Genomic DNA, 15798 nt, shown 5'->3' with positions numbered 1-15798 from the left:
TATGCGTGCTGTGTGGTTGAGGGAGTTCGGCGGGCCGGAGGTCCTGGTCGCGGGTGACGCGCCCGACCCGGTGCCGGGTGAGGGGCGGGCGCTGGTCGAGGTGGAGTTCGCCAACATCACGTTCGTGGAGACGCAGATGCGGTCGGGCACCGGTCCGATGCCGGTTCGCTGGGAGCCGCCGATGATCCCGGGCAACGGGGTCGGCGGAGTGGTCACGGCGGTCGGGGACGGGGTGGACGGGACGCTCGTCGGCCGGCGGGTCGTCAGCAGCACCGGCGGCACCGGCGGCTACGCCCAGAAGGCCGCCGTGGACGCGAAGGGCCTGTTCGAGGTGCCGGACGGCCTGGCGCTCGACGACGCGGTGGCTCTGCTCGCGGACGGGCGGACGGCGACGATGATGACGCGCGCGGCCCAGATCCGCGAGGGCGAACGAGTCTTGGTGGAGGCGGCGGCCGGCGGGGTGGGGACGCTCCTCGTCCAGCTCGCCAAGGCGCAGGGGGCGACGGTCGTCGCGGCCGCGCGGGGGGAGCGGAAGACGGAACTGGCCATGCGGCTGGGCGCGGACGAGGCCGTCGACTACGGCGAGCCGGGCTGGGCGGAGAAGACCGGGCCGGTGGACGTCGTGTTCGACGGGGTGGGCGGCGACGTGGCCCGTGCGGCGTTCGGGCTGCTCAGGAAGGGCGGGCGGATGGTCAGTTTCGGGCTGGCGGGCGGGGAGGGGGCGAACATCCCCGAGGAGGACGCCCGGGAGGCGGGCGTGACGCTGGTCTGGCCCTCGGCCACGCCGGAGGAGATGCGGGAGTTCACCGAGCACGCGCTGCGCGAGGCGGCGGCCGGACGGCTCACGCCGGTGATCGGGCAGCGGTTCCCGCTCGACGGCGCGGCCGAGGCGCACGCCCTGATCGAGTCGCGGGGGACCGTCGGCAAGACCCTCCTGGAGGTCAGCCGACCCTCGTGAGGAACGCGATCAGCGAGCGTTCGTAGGCGGCGGGGTCGACGTTCCACGACTCGGTGTGGTCGCCCGGCGTGGGGATGTGGGTGACCGTGCCGGGCGGCGCCTTCCTGGCGAAGGCGAAGGCGGGGCCGTTGGCGACGGTGGAGTCGTCCTCGGTGGTGAACATGAGGACGGGCGTACGCAGGTGGGGCGCGAACCGGCGCATGTCGAAGTCGGTCAGGTCGATGCCGATGCGCCACTGGAGGACCCGCTTGGCGATGCCGGTCATGAAGCCGGGCAGATGGCGGGCGTCGCCCTGCTTGTCCAGGGTGGCGTTCCAGTCGAGGACGGGGGAGTCGAGCACGACCCCGCGCACGAACGACGGGTCCCGCTGCAACGTCGTCATCGCCATCGCGCCGCCCATCGACCATCCGTACAGGACGACGCCCGTCGCCCCGTGCGCGCGTGCGTAGCCCATGGCGGAGACGACGTCGTGCCACTCCTTGTCGCCGAGGTGGTTGCGGCGGTCCTGCGACGGGGGCGCGCCCACGTCGTTGCGGTAGGCGATGGACAGCATCGGCAGGCCCAGCGAGTGGACGGTGCGCATGACGCGGAAGGTTTCGGCCTTGTCGGCGTTGCGCCCGTGGACGCCGATGACCCAGGTGCCCTTGTCGGACGTCCCCGGGACGAACCACGCCGGCATGGGCCCGACCTCGGACGGATACGTGACGTCCTGGAACGGCAGCCCGAGCGCCGTCTTCGGGTCGCCGTCGTACATCCAGTGGTCGATCATCGCGGGGGCGTCCTTCACCAGGGCGCCCTCGACGGGGGACACCTTCCGGACGACGTGCCGGTCGTTCCCCCCGACGACGGGCCCGAGCAGGGCGCGCCCGCCCTTCCAGACCAGGGCCCAGGCGCCGGGGCGCTCCGTCCCCGGCTCGCGGGGCAGCGTGACGGTGCCGTTGCCCGCGTCCTCGATGGTCAGCGGGTACTCGGCGGAGTGGTCGACCTCGATGGCGACGCCGGCGAAGTACCAGCCGATGCCGCCGACGAGCGCGCACAGGAGCGCGGTGATCGTGACGACCGCCGACATCAGCGGGCGGGCGCGGCGGCGCCGGCGGCGCGGCGGGCCGGGGGTCGCCGGGACGGATGACGCTGGGGCAGCGGTGGACACGACATACGAAAGTAGCCTCCCGCGAGCGTCGCCAGTGCCCGGGGCGGCGCGCAAGACATCGACCGGTGCGGTTAATCTGCCGATCAGGTGCCATAGGGGGAGCCATCGGGACGGAGGGACGCGCGGTGACGGGCCAGGACGACCGCGTCGCGGAGCTCGAAGGCCGGGTCGCCGAGTCCGCCCGGCGGCTGGCCCCGCCCGGCTGGCGGCGGCTCGACCTGCACTGCGCCGCGACGGTCGCCGGCACCGTCGCCGCGCTGGCGGTGCTGACGGGCGAGGGCCGGATGGAGATGTCCGGGGACGTCCCGGAGGAGCTGACCGATCTGCTGACGGACCTGCGCCGCGCCCACTACCGGCCCGAGCGCGGCACCTGGTTCTCGATGGTCATGATCATCGAGCCGGGTTCGGTGTGCCCGCTCTACAACCGCGAGTTCGACCCGCTGTGGGACCCGCCGCTCCCGGCGGAGTCCTGGCGGCGCGACCAGACCGTCATGCCGAGGGACGGCGACGCCGTGCCGGACTGGCTGCGCGACCGGCTGGAGGGCCGCGAGCCGTCCGCGCCATCCGCGCCGGACCCGGCGCCGATGGACCCGGTCGAGCAGGCGGAGCTGCTGTCGGACCGGCTCTCCACCCTGGTCGCCGTCCACGCGCCCGGGCTGTGGGAGCGGGTCTCCGGGCACTACCGGGTGGCCGGCGGGCGTGCCGAGATGCCCGCGCTGACGTGCCGCCAGGCCACCGGCGCCCAGACGTCCTGGACGGCGCCCGCCGCGGCGGCCGCGCTGCTCGAACGGCTCCGCGCCGGGACGCGGGCGTTCCAGGGCTCCACCTGGTCCCGGATCGACTTCGAGGTCCTGTACGAGGACGGGGCGGTCCGCTGCCGCGCGAGCTTCACCCACGACGACGAGCCACCGCCCCGGCCCGCGCCGGTCGCCGGCACGCCGCCGCCCCGGCCGGGGCTGCGCCGGGCCAGGATCTTCGACCACGCGGGCCCGGACGGGAGCCGTCCCGCCGTCTCGCGCCCGCCCGTCCCTCCGGACGAGGCGGGCCGCGTGGCCGAGTACCTGCGGCGGGCCCCGACCGTCATGGCGGCGCGCTCGAACGCCCCCGACCGGCTCGACCCGTCGCGCGGGGCGGCGGTGCCGCTGACCTTCCACACCGACGGGACGTGGGTGTGGTCGAGCGCGGTGGCCTACTACCTGAGCGAGCACGGCGTCCCGCCGGAACCCGATCTCGTCGCGCACATCAGGGCCAACGCGTTCCGCGTCCCCGACGTCGACGACGACACGATGAACGCCGCGAACGCCGCCGTCACCGGACGCGCCGCGCCCGAACGCGTCCCGCGCGAGCCCGACTGGGCGGGGACGCTCCAGCACCGTCTCGACCAGCTCCGCGTCGACCGCGCCGCCTACCGCGTCAACGACGTGGCCGAGGGGGTCTGGTGCCTGACGTCCCGGCCGGGCCGCTGGTCGGTGTTCCAGATGCGCGACGGCGAGCGCCGCAAGGAGGCCGTCTTCGACGACGCCGAGCAGGCGTCCGCGCACCTGCTCGGACGGCTGCTGCTCGACCCGCGCCACACCGCCGGGGACGGGCCGTTCGCGCCGCTCAAGGGGGAGCCGCCGCTCTCGCTGCTGCGCGACCGCCACGTCATGGAGCTGGCGGCGGGAACGGAGGTCGACCGCTACGGCGCCCCGGACGGCAACGTGGCGTACGCGGCGCGCACGCCGTATCCGCAGCGGTCGCTGCCGCCCGAGTGGCGGAACCGCCCGTACCGCGTCTACCGGTTGCGGCGGCCCATGGAGACCCTGACCGGGAAGGCCGTCCCGTGGTTCGGGCAGCCGGGCGGCGGGACGGCGCACGTGTTCCGGCGGTCGATGGCCGACCTGGTCGCCGACGGCAGCCTCGTCGAGGTGCCGGGCGGCTGACCGGGCGGCGGCTCAGGCCTGGCCGATCGCGGACACGAGCCCGAGCGCCAGCACCAGGTCGAGGTGGATGAACGTCTCCAGCTTCGCTCCCGGCGGGACGTCCGGGTCGGCGGCGAGCCGGTCCAGGACGGCGAGCGCGGCGGGGCTGCCGAGGTCGTCGGCGAGCGCGGCCTCGGCCTCGTCCGCGTACTCGCGGTTGATCGGGCGCCCCGGGGACGTCGCCCATTCGGCGACCTTGCCGCGCCACCCGGCGAGCCGCTCCGCGGCAGCCGACAGCCTCGGCGCCGACAGCTCCAGAGGCTCCCGGTAGGGGACTTCCAGCATCGCCAGGCGCGCGGTCAGCGGGTCCGGCGAGGTTCCGGTCTCCTGCGGGACGGCCAGGCACAGCGCGTCCCTGTCGGCCGTCTCGGAAACGTAGACGTCGGCGTCCGGGAGGACGTCGTCGCGTACCTCGAACGGCTGGACGTTGTAGTCGTCCAGGCCCGTCGCGGCTCCCGGCGTGCTCACCGCCAGGACGCGGCGCCCGGCGCGTTCGGCCACCCGCCGCAGAAGGTCGGCGACGACCGCGCGGCGGTACGCGCCGTCCACGACCTGGACGCGCAGCCCGCGCCCGGCGGGCAGCGCCTCGGTCCGTCCCGTCCGGTGGTCGTGGAGCCGCAGCATGCCTCCCACCCTAGGGCGGCGCCTACAGCGGGAGGTCGGCGGCCATCGGCCCGAACGGCGTCGGCGCGGCGCCGTCCGACCGGCGGACGGCCGCGAACCGCAGCCGGACGTAGTCGGCGACCCACCCCGACTCGCGGCGCAGCGCGGGCGCGGCGAGGTCGTTCACCCGGTCGAGCAGCGGGTCGACCAGCTCCGGCGGGACGTCGGCCAGCGCGCGGGAGGCGTAGGCGCGGACCCAGTCGGCGGCGCCGTTCGGGCCCTCGGTCATCCGGGTCGGGCGGTCGGCGTGCTCCAGCAGCCGCAGCGTGAACCCGGCCTCCTCCAGCTTGGTCGCGTACGCGGCCGGCGACGGGAAGTACCAGGGCAGCTCGGGCTCGCCGAGGCCGAACACCCGCCAGGCGGTCTGCATCGCGACGATCAGCTCGGCACAGTTGCCCGCGCCGCCGAGCTCGCCGACGAACCGGCCGCCGGGGCGCAGCGCCGCGTGCACGCGGCCGATCACCGCGTCGGGGTCGCGGGTCATCCAGTGCAGGGCCGCGTTCGAGGCGACCGCGTCGAAGGACTCGCCCACGGTGAAGTCGTGGGCGTCGCCGACGACGAACGACAGCCCCGGGTGAATGGCGGTCGCCTGCGCGACCATCTCGGGGCTGCCGTCGATGCCCAGCACCTCGGCGCCCCGTTCGGCGATCTCCGCGCTGAACGAGCCCGTGCCGCACCCGAGATCGATGATCCTCTCGCCGGGCTGCGGATCGAGCAGATCGACGAGGGGCGCACCGTGCGCGGACACATACCCGAAGGCGGAGTCGTACGTCGTCACGGCCCAGTTCACTGTCATAATTTATCGGACATCGCCCGATGGTGAGGTGGGGATGCCGTGGCGGACGTCACGTCCGAGATCCGCGTCGTCGGGGCCGAGGGCCCGGACGGCCTGGCCCTGCGCACCTCCGGACTGGCCGCCAGGGGCCTCCCGGAACTGCGCGCCGACGGGCTTCCGCCCTATCTGGGACAGGGCTGGGCGCGCGTCCTCGCCGCCCTCGCGCAGCGCCTCGCCGCCACGGGGGAGATCCCGGAAGAGCTCGCCCCCGGCGTCGAGATCCGCCTCGCGCCGGCGGACGACGGCACGCTGGCCCCCGTCCCGCCGCCGGGACGCGATCTCGCCGAGTGGCGCCGGGACGTCCTGCTCCGGATGTTCCCCGAAGCCCGCGCCTGAGGGGCCCCTTCCTAGAATCGGATTCTGACAGCCGGGCTGGAGAAGGGTGCGCAGGGTGCCGTACGCAGAGATCGAGTACGAGGTTCGGGACGGGATCGCGACCGTCACGCTCAACCGGCCGCGGAAGATGAACGCCTACACGTTCGTCATGCGCAACGAGATGCTCGACGTCTTCGACCGGATCGACGCCGACGACGCCGTGCGCGCGGTCGTGGTGACCGGCGCCGGGCGCGCGTTCTGCGCGGGCGCCGACCTGAGCGGCGGCGGCGACACCTTCGACAAGGACAAGTCCAAGGACATGTTCGCGGGGGAGGACGACGTCCTGGAGGACGGCACCCCGCGCGACGGCGGCGGGACGGTCGCGCTCCGCATCGCCCGCTGCCTCAAGCCCGTCATCGGCGCGTTCAACGGCGCGGCGGTCGGCGTGGGCGTGACCATGACCCTCCCGATGGACGTCCGGCTCGCGAGCGAGAAGGCCAGGTTCGGCTTCGTGTTCGCCCGGCGCGGCATCGTGACCGAGGCCGCCTCCAGCTGGTTCCTGCCGCGCCTGGTCGGCATCGCGCAGGCCATGGAGTGGGCCGCCACCGGCCGGATCTTCGACGCGCGGGAGGCCCTCGCGGGCCGCCTCGTCTCCCGCGTGTACGCGCCCGACGAGCTCCTCCCGGCCGCGTACGCGCTCGCGCGCGAGATCGCCGACAACACCTCCGCCGTCTCGGTCGCCGCGATCCGCCGCCTCATGTGGTCGGGCCTGTCCGCGCCGTCCCCGTGGGACGCGCACATCGCCGACTCCCGCCTCATGGCCTCGCTCGGCGGCGCCGCCGACGCCGTCGAGGGCGTCTCGTCCTTCCTGGAGAAGCGCGACGCCGCCTTCCCGATGCGCGTCAGCAAGGACCTCCCGCCCGAAGTCCCCGACTGGCCCCTCCGCTGAGGACGCCCTCGCCCGCGAGGGCCAGGAGCCGTCAGGACGCCCCGGCGGATGGCCGCCTTCGGTCACCGGAAGGCCCGTCGCACGGCGACGGGGGGCGTCCGCGCCTGGCGCGACCCCCGGTGACATGTGCGGGGAGCGGACTGTCGCATGATGGAGGGAATCCCCCGGTGCGTCCCAAGGACGATCTTGATTTTCCGGACCATCGGGAAGCGTGTCTCATCAGTTACGGAGGGTATTAAGCCGCCCGAGGCGACACGTTACGGGGGTGCCTGGTGCGGATGAGGAATTGTGCCGTCATAGGCGCTGGACTCCTGCTCGCGGCCGGATGCAGCCACGCCGAGCGGCAAGCGCGGACCGCCGGTGAGCATGGCGCGATCAAGGGCAGGGCCACGGCGACACGGCCGCCGAGCCCGACACCGCCGCCGCCCAGGAAGATCGACTGCGACCGGGTGAAGTGCGTGGCGCTGACCTTCGACGACGGCCCCGGCCCCTACACGGCGCGGTTGCTCGACACGCTCAAGAAGAATGGCGTGCGCGCCACGTTCTTCATGCTCGGCGAGAACGTGGGCGCCCATCGCGACATCGTGCGCAGAATGGCGCTGGAAGGCCAGGAGGTCGCCAACCACAGCTGGTCGCATCCTGACCTGACGACCCTGTCGTCCAGCGAGGTGCGCTCCCAGATCCAGCGCACGCAGAAGGCCGTCAAGGACGCCTCCGGCGTCACGCCCACGCTCGTCCGGCCGCCCTACGGGTCCACGAACAAGCGCGTCGAACACGCGATCGGGATGCCGCTGGTCCTCTGGAGCGTCGACACGCTCGACTGGCGGTACCGCGACGTCGCCCGCGACACGCGCGTCGGGGTCAAGGAGCCGGAGAGCGGCGGCATCGTCCTGTTCCACGACATCCACAAGCCGAGCGTCGACTCCATCCCCAAGGTCGTGGACGGTCTGCGCAAACGCGGGTTCACGTTCGTGACCGTCTCGGAGCTGTTCACCGGACAGCGCCTCGCGCCGGGGACGTCCTACAGCCAGCGGACGGCGCCGCCCACCCAGGTCGCGACGAGCCCGCCGCCGGCGCGCCCGTCCGCGGGCCCTTCGTCCGGGAGCGGCGCCCCGGCGCCCGGCGCCCCGGTTCCCGACTCGTCGGCGTCCAGGGGCCCCGTGCCCGGCGCCCCGCAGTCCGGCGGCCCCGTCAGCCCGGCGCCGAGCGGCCTGGCCCCCGCCCCGCCCATCTCTCCGAGCCCCTGACCCGCCCCCTCAGGACGTAGGGAGCCGCCGCCCGCGCCCGTACGGTGCTGAACCGTACGAGCGCGGGCGGCGGGGCTCCCGGACCGGCTAGCGGCGGCCGCCCGCGACGGCGCCGCCTGGACGGGCGCGCAGCAGCGACAGGGTTGGCAGGAGCGTGGCGGCCAGGGTCAGGGCGAGCGCGGCGGCGATCACCGTGGCGAGGATCCACGGGGAGCCGTGCGGGACGGGCGCGTCCAGGACGCTCAGGCTCAGCGGGACCAGCGTCGCCGCGGCGACCAGCGCTCCCGCGGCGAGCCCGGCCGCGGTGACCAGGACGGCCTCCACCGCCATCATCCGCAGGACCTGCCGGCGGGCCGCGCCGACCAGGCGCAGCAGCCGGAACTGGCGGCGCCGCTCGCCGACGGCGAGGATCTGGGCGTTGACCAGCGCGATCGCGGCGTAGCCGACGACCACGGCCAGCACCAGCCAGGACATCCACGCCTGCGTGCGATCCTGCTCGGCGCGCAGCGCGGACAGCGCGGCCCGGTCGACCACGCGGAGGCCGGGGCGCCCCTGGGCGAGCGTGCGGGCGAGCCGGTCGCGGTCGGCGCCCGGCCGGACGGTCACCATGATCTGCGGGACGAGCCCGCCGCCGGTGTGCGGCAGGAGGGTCGCGGCGGGCAGCAGCGCGGTCTCGTATCCGGGCCGCGTGCGGACGGTGGCCACGAGCCTGAGGGCGGCCCGGCTGCCGTCGCCCAGCCGCAACGGGACCGTGTCGCCGATCCGGTAGGGGGCGGCGAAGCGCTCCGGCAGCGCGACGGACGCGCCGACGAGGGCGTCGAGGCTGCCGCCGGTGGCGCGGTACGCGGTCGTCCGGGTCACGCCGGCGGCGGTGACCCCCAGCAGCGCCATCGCCGGAGGCTGCGGGGCGCCCTCGCCCGCGTCGCCCTTGTGGACCAGGGGCCCCGCCAGTTCGGCGGGCTCGATGTAGCCGGTGCTGGTCACCTGGGCCGAGGCGGCCGCGACGCCGGGCCGCCGGGCGATCCAGTCGACGGTGTCCAGCGGCAGGCCGCCCGCCGGGGAGGTGACCGCCAGGTCGGCGCGGAGGTTCTCCTGGAACACCGCGCGCGCCCCCTCGGTCTGGGTGGTCTGCATGTAGGTCAGCGCGAGCGCCAGCCCGGTGGCCAGCATGACCGGCAGGATCGCGCCGGTCAGCCGCGAGGTCCCGGCCCGGGCGTTCTCGGTGGCCAGGTACCCGGCGCATCCGGTCGCGGCGCGCAGCGGCCGGCGCAGCGCCGCCGTGACGGCCGCGGCCAGGACGGGGCCCAGCAGCGCGAACCCGGCCGTCCACACCATGGCGGCGGGGGTGGCGACTCCGGCCGCGTCGGGGCCGTCCGAGCCGGCGGTGCCCCAGGCGAGCGCGGCGCCGCCGACGAGGAACGCCAGCCCCAGCGCGAGGCGGACCCGGCTGAACCGGCGCGTCTCCCGGGACGCCTCGGCGAGCGCCTCGACAGGCCGGGTGCGGGCCGCGCCGTGGGCGGCGACGACGGCGGCGCCGAGCGGGGTGAGCAGCGCGGTGCAGGCACCGGCGACGACCGGGACGATCCCGGCGCGGTAGGCGAGCGTGTCCGGCACCACCCCGGCCTCGGCGAACGCGGCGAGCAGCCACCGCCCGACGTGCGGGCCGGGCAGGCAGGCCAGCCCCGTGGCGACCACCGCCAGCAGCATCGTCTCGCCGACGATCAGGCGGCGGATCTGGCCCGGAGTGGCGCCGACCGCCCGCAGCAGCGCCGTCTGCGGCCGCCGCCGCCGGATCGACAGCCCGAGCGTGGCGGCCACCACGAACACCGTCACCATGGCCGACAGGCCGCCGAACGCCGCGGCCAGCGGGATCAGGTCCTCGCCCTCGGACATGACGTCCGGGTTCTCGGCCAGGCCCCGCTCGTCGCCGGTCAGGACCGACGCCTGGCGGCCGTCCACCGCCCTCTCGACGTCCCGCCGCACCTTCGCGACGTCGGCTCCGGGGGCGGTGAACAGCCCGATCGAGTCGACCTCGCCCGGACGGCCGGCGGCCTGCCCGGCCTCGGCGTCCGGCAGGAAGGCGCCGTTCCCGGCGCCGCCGACGAGCCCGGACACCCGGTACCGCTCGGCACGGCCGCGCACCAGCGCCTCGACCGTCTCGCCGACCCGCACCCCGAGCCGGTCGGACAGCACGATCCGTCCCTCGCCGGACGGCGCCGAGCCCTCCACCAGCCTGTACGGGGCCAGCCGGGTCGACGACCAGCCGTGCCCGGTCAGCCGGCGGCCGTCGCGCGTCAGCGTCACGGGGAACGACACGTCCGCCGCCACGCCGGCCACGCCCGGCACCGCGGCCAGTTCGCCCGCGAGCCCCGCGTCCAGCGGAACCCGCTCGGCGAACACCTCGTCCTTGGCCGTGCCGTGGTAGCGCTGGTCACCGCTCACCACGATCGGCGCGGCGTCCATCCGCAGCGGCGGCGCCGCCCGGTGGATCCCCGACTCCAGCAGCCCGCCGCAGCCGATCACGATCGCCGCGCCCAGGAACATCCCGACGAACGAGGCGACGAACCCGCCCCTGTGGAAGCGCAGCGTGCGCAGCGCGATCCCGATCACCACAGCTCCCGCACGGTCTCGGCCCCGCCGTCCTCGGCGCCCGCCGCCGCGGGCTCGCTCCGCAGCCGGGTCATCCACTCGGCGACCCGCTCGGGCGTCGGCCGGTTCAGCGCGCCCGCGATCCGGCCGTCGGACAGGAACACCACCCGGTCGGCGTACGCGGCGGCCACCGGATCGTGGGTCACCATCACCACCGTCCGCCCCGCCTCGCGGACGACCTCGCGCAGCAGTTCCAGCACCGCCCTGGCGTTCCCGGTGTCCAGCGCGCCGGTCGGCTCGTCCCCGAAGATCACCGCCGGGTCCGTGATCAGCGCCCTGGCGATCGCCACCCGCTGCTGCTGGCCGCCCGACAGCTCCGCGGGACGGTGCCGGCGCCGGTCGCCGAGCCCGACCCGCTCCAGCACCTCCTCCACCGCACCCCGGCCGGGCCTGCGGCCGGCCAGCCGCAGCGGCAGCGTCACGTTGTCCACCACCGTCAACTCGGGCAGCAGGTTGAACGCCTGGAACACGAACCCGATCCGCTCGCGACGCAACCGGGTCAGCGCCCGTTCGCCCATCGCCGTCAGGTCCGCCCCGGCCAGCCGCACCGCTCCCGACGTCGGCCGCTCCAGCCCCGCCGCGCAGTGCAGCAGCGTGCTCTTGCCCGACCCCGACGGGCCCATCACGGCGGTGAACGACTTCCGGGCCAGCTGGAGCGTCACCCCGTCCAGGGCCGCCACCCCGCGCCTGGAACCGCCGTACACCTTGCGCACGGCCTCCAGCCGCACGACCTCCTCCGGCCCGGTCACCGGATCCCCGCTCGCCCGCTCAGCAACTTCCGTCATGCCGTCAATGCTGGTCGCGGGCATGGTGGCGCCGACAGCCTCGACCGGTTGAACCCGTTGTCCACCGATCGGTGGACGGGCGCCCGGAACCTCCCGGGACGAGGCGTCCCGGCGACACGCCGACGATCTTCGGCGCGGGCGCTAGCCCTCGTCGGGCTCCTCGCGGCGGGGGCGCCGCCGGGGCGGGGGCTGCGGCGGGACGACCTTCGCCGCGACCATGGTCGCCTCCGGCACCTCGACGAGCTCGCCGTCGCGGCGGCGCACCGCGAGCGTCCCTCCGGACCATGATTCGAGTACGCCCACGACGTCGCTGTACTCTCCCGTAGGCAGACGGCGGCGCAGCGAGATCCGCTGGCCCACGTCGGCGCCATTGATGGCCACCACCAGGCGTGCGGCGAAGCGGCCGGACATGTAGGGACCCCCATGTCGAATCGACGGCGGCCGGGTGGCCATACTATTCACAGCGAGCTTGCGGTGAGCCGTGACGTGCGGCGGGGCCGGAAATCCGAGAGGAGTCACTGACGTGACCTACGTCATTGCGCAGCCCTGCGTGGACCTGCTCGACAAGGCATGCATCGAGGAGTGCCCGGTCGACTGCATCTACGAGGGGAAGCGTCAGCTCTACATCCACCCGGACGAGTGCGTCGACTGCGGTGCGTGCGAGCCGGTCTGCCCTGTCGAAGCCATCTACTACGAGGACGACGTCCCCGAGCAGTGGAAGGACTTCTACAAGGTCAACGTGGAGTTCTTCGACGACCTCGGCTCGCCCGGCGGCGCGTCCAAGGTCGGGAAGATCGACAAGGACCACCCGATCGTCGCCGCGCTGCCCCCGCAGAGCCAGGACGACTGATCTCGGGCGGGTCTGGAGCGCTCCGCACGGGAGCGTTCCGGGGCCCGCCTTCGCCGGGAACCGGGCCGTGGTCGGGGACGACCGCGGCCCGGCGGGTTTCTCCAAGGAGGTATGGGCGTTGTTCACGCTGCCGGACTTTCCGTGGGATCGGCTCGCGCCGTACAAGGAGCGGGCGCTGGCGCACGCGGACGGCATCGTCGACCTCTCGGTCGGAACGCCCGTGGACCCGACGCCCGAGTTCGTCCGCCAGGCCCTCGCCGCCGCGTCCGACGCGCCCGGCTACCCGCAGACCTACGGGACCCCGGAGCTGCGCGAGGCGGTCGCGGGATGGTTGCGGCGCCGCGCCGGCGTGACGGCCGCCGACCCCGACGCCGTCCTCCCCGTCATCGGCACCAAGGAGCTCGTCGCCTGGCTGCCGACGCTGCTCGGCGCCGGCCCCGGCGACAAGGTCGTCTTCCCCGCGCTGGCCTACCCGACCTACGACGTGGGGGTCCGGCTCGCCGGGGCCGACCCCGTCGCGACCGACGGCACGCTCGCGCTCGGCCCGGTCTCCCCGAAGATCGTGTGGGTGAACTCGCCGTCCAACCCGACCGGCAAGGTGCTGCCCGCCGAGCACCTGCGCAAGGTCGTGGCGTGGGCGCGCGGCCGCGGCGCGGTCGTCGTCAGCGACGAGTGCTACCTGGAGTTCGGCTGGGACGGGGACAACCCGCCGATCTCGATCCTGCACCCGGACGTCTGCGAGGGTTCCCACGAGGGGCTGCTCGCGCTGAACTCGCTGTCCAAGCGCTCCAACATGGCGGGCTACCGCGCCGGGTTCCTCACCGGCGACCTCGCGCTGGTGAGGCGGCTGCTGGAGGTCCGCAAGCACGCCGGCATGATCGTCCCGGCTCCGGTGCAGGCCGCGATGACCGTGGCCTACGGCGACGACGCCCACGTCGACGAGCAGCGGGCCCGGTACGCGCGCCGCCGCGCCGCGCTGCGCGAGGCGTTCGAGCGGCACGGCTTCCGCATCGAGCACTCCGAGGCGTCCCTGTACCTGTGGGCCACGCGGGACGAGCCCTGCTGGGACACCGTCGCCCACCTGGCGTCCCTCGGCATCCTGGTCGGTCCCGGGGAGTTCTACGGCCCCGGCGGCGCCCGGCACGTCCGCATCGCCTTCACCGCCACCGACGCCCGCGTCGCCGCCGCCGTCGCCCGCCTCTGACCCGCCGCGCCCGCCCTCGGCCTCGGCCGGTTCCGGTCCGGGCGTCCACGCGGTGATTCGGGAGTTGCCGGGCGAAACCGCATCTCCTTTTGATACGTCTGATCGCGGTATGGGCTGGACAGGCCACAGTCGGTAGGATCCGCAGGTCTGTCCCCCTTGAACGGACGAAACGATGGAGGTGCCGTGGGCAAAGCGGCGATAGTGGTCCTGCTGGCACTGATCTTGATCGCCTTGGTCGTGCTCATCGTCGTCCTGCTGCGGCGCCGCTCGGGCGCTCCGGCGCCGGCGCCCGCCCCGGCCGTCCCGCGCGACCCGTTCGCCGCCGAGGACCAGGTGGCCGGCGACCCGCGCACGCTCAAGGCCGGCGACATGGTGGAGTACCTCGGCACCCGCTACTTCGTCCGCGGCTCGCTGCGGCTGAAGGAGGGCGGCTTCACCTGGAGCGAGCACCTCCTGGACGCCGACACGACCGAGGGCGCCAAGGTGTGGATCTCCGTCGAGGAGGACCCCGACCTCGAAGTCGTCTGGTGGAACGAGTACGAGATCGGCGACCTGCGGCCGGGGGAGAAGACCATCGTCGTCGACGGCGTCGAGTACCGGCGCGACGAGCACGGCACCGCCGACTACACCAGCGAGGGCACGACGGGCGTCGGCGTGCAGGGCCGCGTCGAGTACGTCGACTACGAGGGCCCGCGCGGCAGGTACCTGTCGTTCGAGCAGTACGGGGGCGGCCAGTGGGAGGCGGGCCTCGGCGAGCGCGTCCCGGCAGGATCGATGACGATCTACCCGGGCGGTAGCTGACCTTGCAGGCCACCCTCGACACCCCCTACGCGGACGCCCGCGCCGACGGGCTCTCGTTCGCGCTCGGACTGCCGCCGATGGACGCGCTCGCCGTCCTGCCGGTGGAGCGCGCGGGCCTGACCGTGGAGCTGCGCCTGCTCGGCGCGTCCCACCAGGTCATCGCCGGGCCGCTGAGCGAGACGGTGGCGTGCCTGCCCGGACGCGCCGACCCGCTGCCCGGCCATGCGGCGGCGAGCGTGCCCGGCTGGGCGTACGACTTCGCCGCGACGACCGCGGCGCACAGCGACGGGACGGCGTTCGCCCGCGCCGTCGAGGCCGTGTGCGCCCGGCTCGCGGACCGCGGTGACGCGCTGACCGGGGCCTTCCCCGGATCCCCGCACGCCGTCACCGTCCTTGCCTTGGAGGACACGGCGGGGCAGGAGGCAGCGCTCGGATGGCGCACCTGGCACGCCTACCCGCAGACCCGGGAGATCGTGATGACGCGGAGCCGGCTGGTGAGACCCTCATGAACAGCAGATACCGGGTGGCGGGCGCGGTGGCCGCCGCCGCCCTGACCGCCACGGCGCTCGGCGGCTGCGGGAAGTCGCAGTCGTCCTGGATCGCCGACAAGTACACCAAGGTCGGATACGACACCTACCGGTCGCCGAAGGCCCCCCAGACGGTCGCCTCGGAGATCGGCCGCAAGTTCAAGCCGATCGACCGGGTGGACGACCTGGCCACCATGGGCGCCAACGGCGGCATCTTCATGCGCTACCCGAAGCTCGTCGTCGGCGTCCTGCCGAACGGGACGGGCAGCCGGATCACGGTCGACAACCCGCGCGGCGGCTACAGCCGCCACTACTCGCACGTGAGCGGGCGCTGGAGCAGTCCGGGCAGCAACGGATGGACGAGCAGGGGCGCCGCGTCCTTCCGCGGTGGCGGACCCGGGTCGGGCAAATGACGCGGTCGGGCAGATGAGGAGCGACACATGAACGACGACATCCTTCACGAGATCGGCGCGACCTTCGCCTACGGCGCGGTCGGCATCGCCCTGATGGCGCTCGGCTACCTGGTCGTGGAGGTGACGACGCCCGGCAAGCTCGGCAAGCAGATCTGGACCGAGGGCAACCGCGGCGCCGCGCTCCTGCTGGCCGCCAAGCTCCTCGGCGTCTCCTTGATCGTCACCACCGCGATCGTCACCAGCGACAGCGACCTTTCCGAGGGGCTGGTGGACACCGCCGTGTTCGGCGGGATCGGCATCGTGCTGATGATCGTCGCGTTCTTCCTGCTGGACGTGCTCACCCCCGGCAAGCTCGGCGCGACGCTCGTGGACGGGGGCGGGACGGCCGGCGCGATCCACCCGGCGGGCTGGGTCGTCGCCGCCGCCGACCTCGGGGTCGCGGCGATCGTGGCCGGGGCGGTCTCCTGACGTCCCGCGATCTGGACCAGGCC

17 protein-coding genes are annotated in these 15798 nt (G+C 74.5%); 11 read left to right on the top strand and 6 right to left on the bottom strand.

Going from position 1 to position 15798, the window contains the following annotated elements:
* Window position 1 precedes the first annotated feature (1 nt).
* Window positions 2-958, top strand: coding sequence for a zinc-binding dehydrogenase (locus AB0C87_RS02185; protein ID WP_345179871.1), 957 nt, complete (start codon window positions 2-4; stop codon window positions 956-958).
* On the opposite strand, the gene AB0C87_RS02180 is transcribed toward AB0C87_RS02185, so the two are convergent.
* Window positions 942-2108, bottom strand: coding sequence for an alpha/beta hydrolase (locus tag AB0C87_RS02180; protein ID WP_345179873.1), 1167 nt, complete (start codon window positions 2106-2108; stop codon window positions 942-944). The genes AB0C87_RS02185 and AB0C87_RS02180 overlap by 17 nt on opposite strands.
* Window positions 2109-2233: 125 nt before the next feature.
* Here AB0C87_RS02180 and AB0C87_RS02175 point away from each other — a divergent pair, with 125 nt between their 5' ends.
* Complete coding sequence (locus AB0C87_RS02175) at window positions 2234-4030, top strand: TNT domain-containing protein (RefSeq protein ID WP_360576104.1); 1797 nt, start codon at window positions 2234-2236, stop codon at window positions 4028-4030.
* Window positions 4031-4042: 12 nt separating this feature from the next.
* On the opposite strand, the gene AB0C87_RS02170 is transcribed toward AB0C87_RS02175, so the two are convergent.
* Together AB0C87_RS02170 and AB0C87_RS02165 are read right to left on the bottom strand one after the other, a co-directional pair.
* Window positions 4043-4693, bottom strand: coding sequence for a hypothetical protein (locus AB0C87_RS02170; RefSeq protein WP_360576102.1), 651 nt, complete (start codon window positions 4691-4693; stop codon window positions 4043-4045).
* A gap of 22 nt (window positions 4694-4715) precedes the next feature.
* Window positions 4716-5522, bottom strand: coding sequence for a class I SAM-dependent methyltransferase (locus AB0C87_RS02165; protein ID WP_345179877.1), 807 nt, complete (start codon window positions 5520-5522; stop codon window positions 4716-4718).
* Window positions 5523-5567: 45 nt separating this feature from the next.
* Here AB0C87_RS02165 and AB0C87_RS02160 point away from each other — a divergent pair, with 45 nt between their 5' ends.
* The 3 genes from AB0C87_RS02160 (at window position 5568) to AB0C87_RS02150 (ending at window position 8078) form a co-directional block, all read left to right on the top strand.
* On the top strand, window positions 5568-5903 hold the full coding sequence (locus AB0C87_RS02160) for a hypothetical protein (RefSeq protein ID WP_360576099.1): 336 nt from the start codon (window positions 5568-5570) through the stop codon (window positions 5901-5903).
* A gap of 55 nt (window positions 5904-5958) precedes the next feature.
* Window positions 5959-6831, top strand: coding sequence for a crotonase/enoyl-CoA hydratase family protein (locus AB0C87_RS02155; protein ID WP_345179881.1), 873 nt, complete (start codon window positions 5959-5961; stop codon window positions 6829-6831).
* A 458-nt stretch (window positions 6832-7289) separates the two neighbouring features.
* Window positions 7290-8078: a polysaccharide deacetylase family protein gene (locus AB0C87_RS02150; protein WP_353833356.1), complete on the top strand. Its 789-nt coding sequence runs from the start codon at window positions 7290-7292 to the stop codon at window positions 8076-8078.
* Between the two features lie 87 nt (window positions 8079-8165).
* Here the strand turns inward: AB0C87_RS02150 and AB0C87_RS02145 are convergent, their stop codons facing one another.
* The 3 genes from AB0C87_RS02145 to AB0C87_RS02135 all read right to left on the bottom strand — a co-directional run bounded on the left by AB0C87_RS02145 (window position 8166) and on the right by AB0C87_RS02135 (window position 11923).
* Window positions 8166-10688, bottom strand: a complete 2523-nt coding sequence (locus AB0C87_RS02145; protein WP_360576097.1) for an FtsX-like permease family protein — start codon at window positions 10686-10688, stop codon at window positions 8166-8168.
* Complete coding sequence (locus AB0C87_RS02140; RefSeq protein ID WP_360576095.1) at window positions 10685-11512, bottom strand: ABC transporter ATP-binding protein; 828 nt, start codon at window positions 11510-11512, stop codon at window positions 10685-10687. The genes AB0C87_RS02145 and AB0C87_RS02140 overlap by 4 nt, the downstream gene beginning before the upstream one ends.
* A 141-nt stretch (window positions 11513-11653) precedes the next feature.
* Window positions 11654-11923: a hypothetical protein gene (locus tag AB0C87_RS02135; protein ID WP_345179888.1), complete on the bottom strand. Its 270-nt coding sequence runs from the start codon at window positions 11921-11923 to the stop codon at window positions 11654-11656.
* A 112-nt stretch (window positions 11924-12035) separates the two neighbouring features.
* Here AB0C87_RS02135 and fdxA point away from each other — a divergent pair, with 112 nt between their 5' ends.
* From fdxA to AB0C87_RS02105, 6 genes are all read left to right on the top strand, one after another.
* Entirely contained in the window at window positions 12036-12362 is a 327-nt protein-coding gene (gene fdxA / locus AB0C87_RS02130) for a ferredoxin (protein WP_131759039.1), read from the top strand.
* Between the two features lie 118 nt (window positions 12363-12480).
* Window positions 12481-13566 (top strand): succinyldiaminopimelate transaminase, encoded by a 1086-nt coding sequence (gene dapC / locus AB0C87_RS02125; protein WP_345179889.1) that lies wholly within the window; start codon window positions 12481-12483, stop codon window positions 13564-13566.
* 183 nt (window positions 13567-13749) lie between these two features.
* Window positions 13750-14367 (top strand): DUF4178 domain-containing protein, encoded by a 618-nt coding sequence (locus AB0C87_RS02120; RefSeq protein WP_345179891.1) that lies wholly within the window; start codon window positions 13750-13752, stop codon window positions 14365-14367.
* A gap of 2 nt (window positions 14368-14369) precedes the next feature.
* Window positions 14370-14876, top strand: coding sequence for a DUF2617 family protein (locus AB0C87_RS02115; protein ID WP_345179892.1), 507 nt, complete (start codon window positions 14370-14372; stop codon window positions 14874-14876).
* On the top strand, window positions 14873-15307 hold the full coding sequence (locus AB0C87_RS02110) for a DUF4247 domain-containing protein (RefSeq protein ID WP_345179895.1): 435 nt from the start codon (window positions 14873-14875) through the stop codon (window positions 15305-15307). Before AB0C87_RS02115 ends, AB0C87_RS02110 begins: the two co-directional genes overlap by 4 nt.
* Before the next feature lie 27 nt (window positions 15308-15334).
* On the top strand, window positions 15335-15775 hold the full coding sequence (locus tag AB0C87_RS02105; RefSeq protein ID WP_345179896.1) for a DUF350 domain-containing protein: 441 nt from the start codon (window positions 15335-15337) through the stop codon (window positions 15773-15775).
* The last annotated feature ends 23 nt before the right edge of the window (window positions 15776-15798 follow it).

The sequence above is a fragment of the Actinomadura sp. NPDC048021 genome (assembly GCF_040653135.1).
GTDB classification, from domain to species: domain Bacteria; phylum Actinomycetota; class Actinomycetes; order Streptosporangiales; family Streptosporangiaceae; genus Spirillospora; species Spirillospora verrucosospora.
This window is presented reverse-complemented; position numbering and strand designations above follow the sequence as displayed.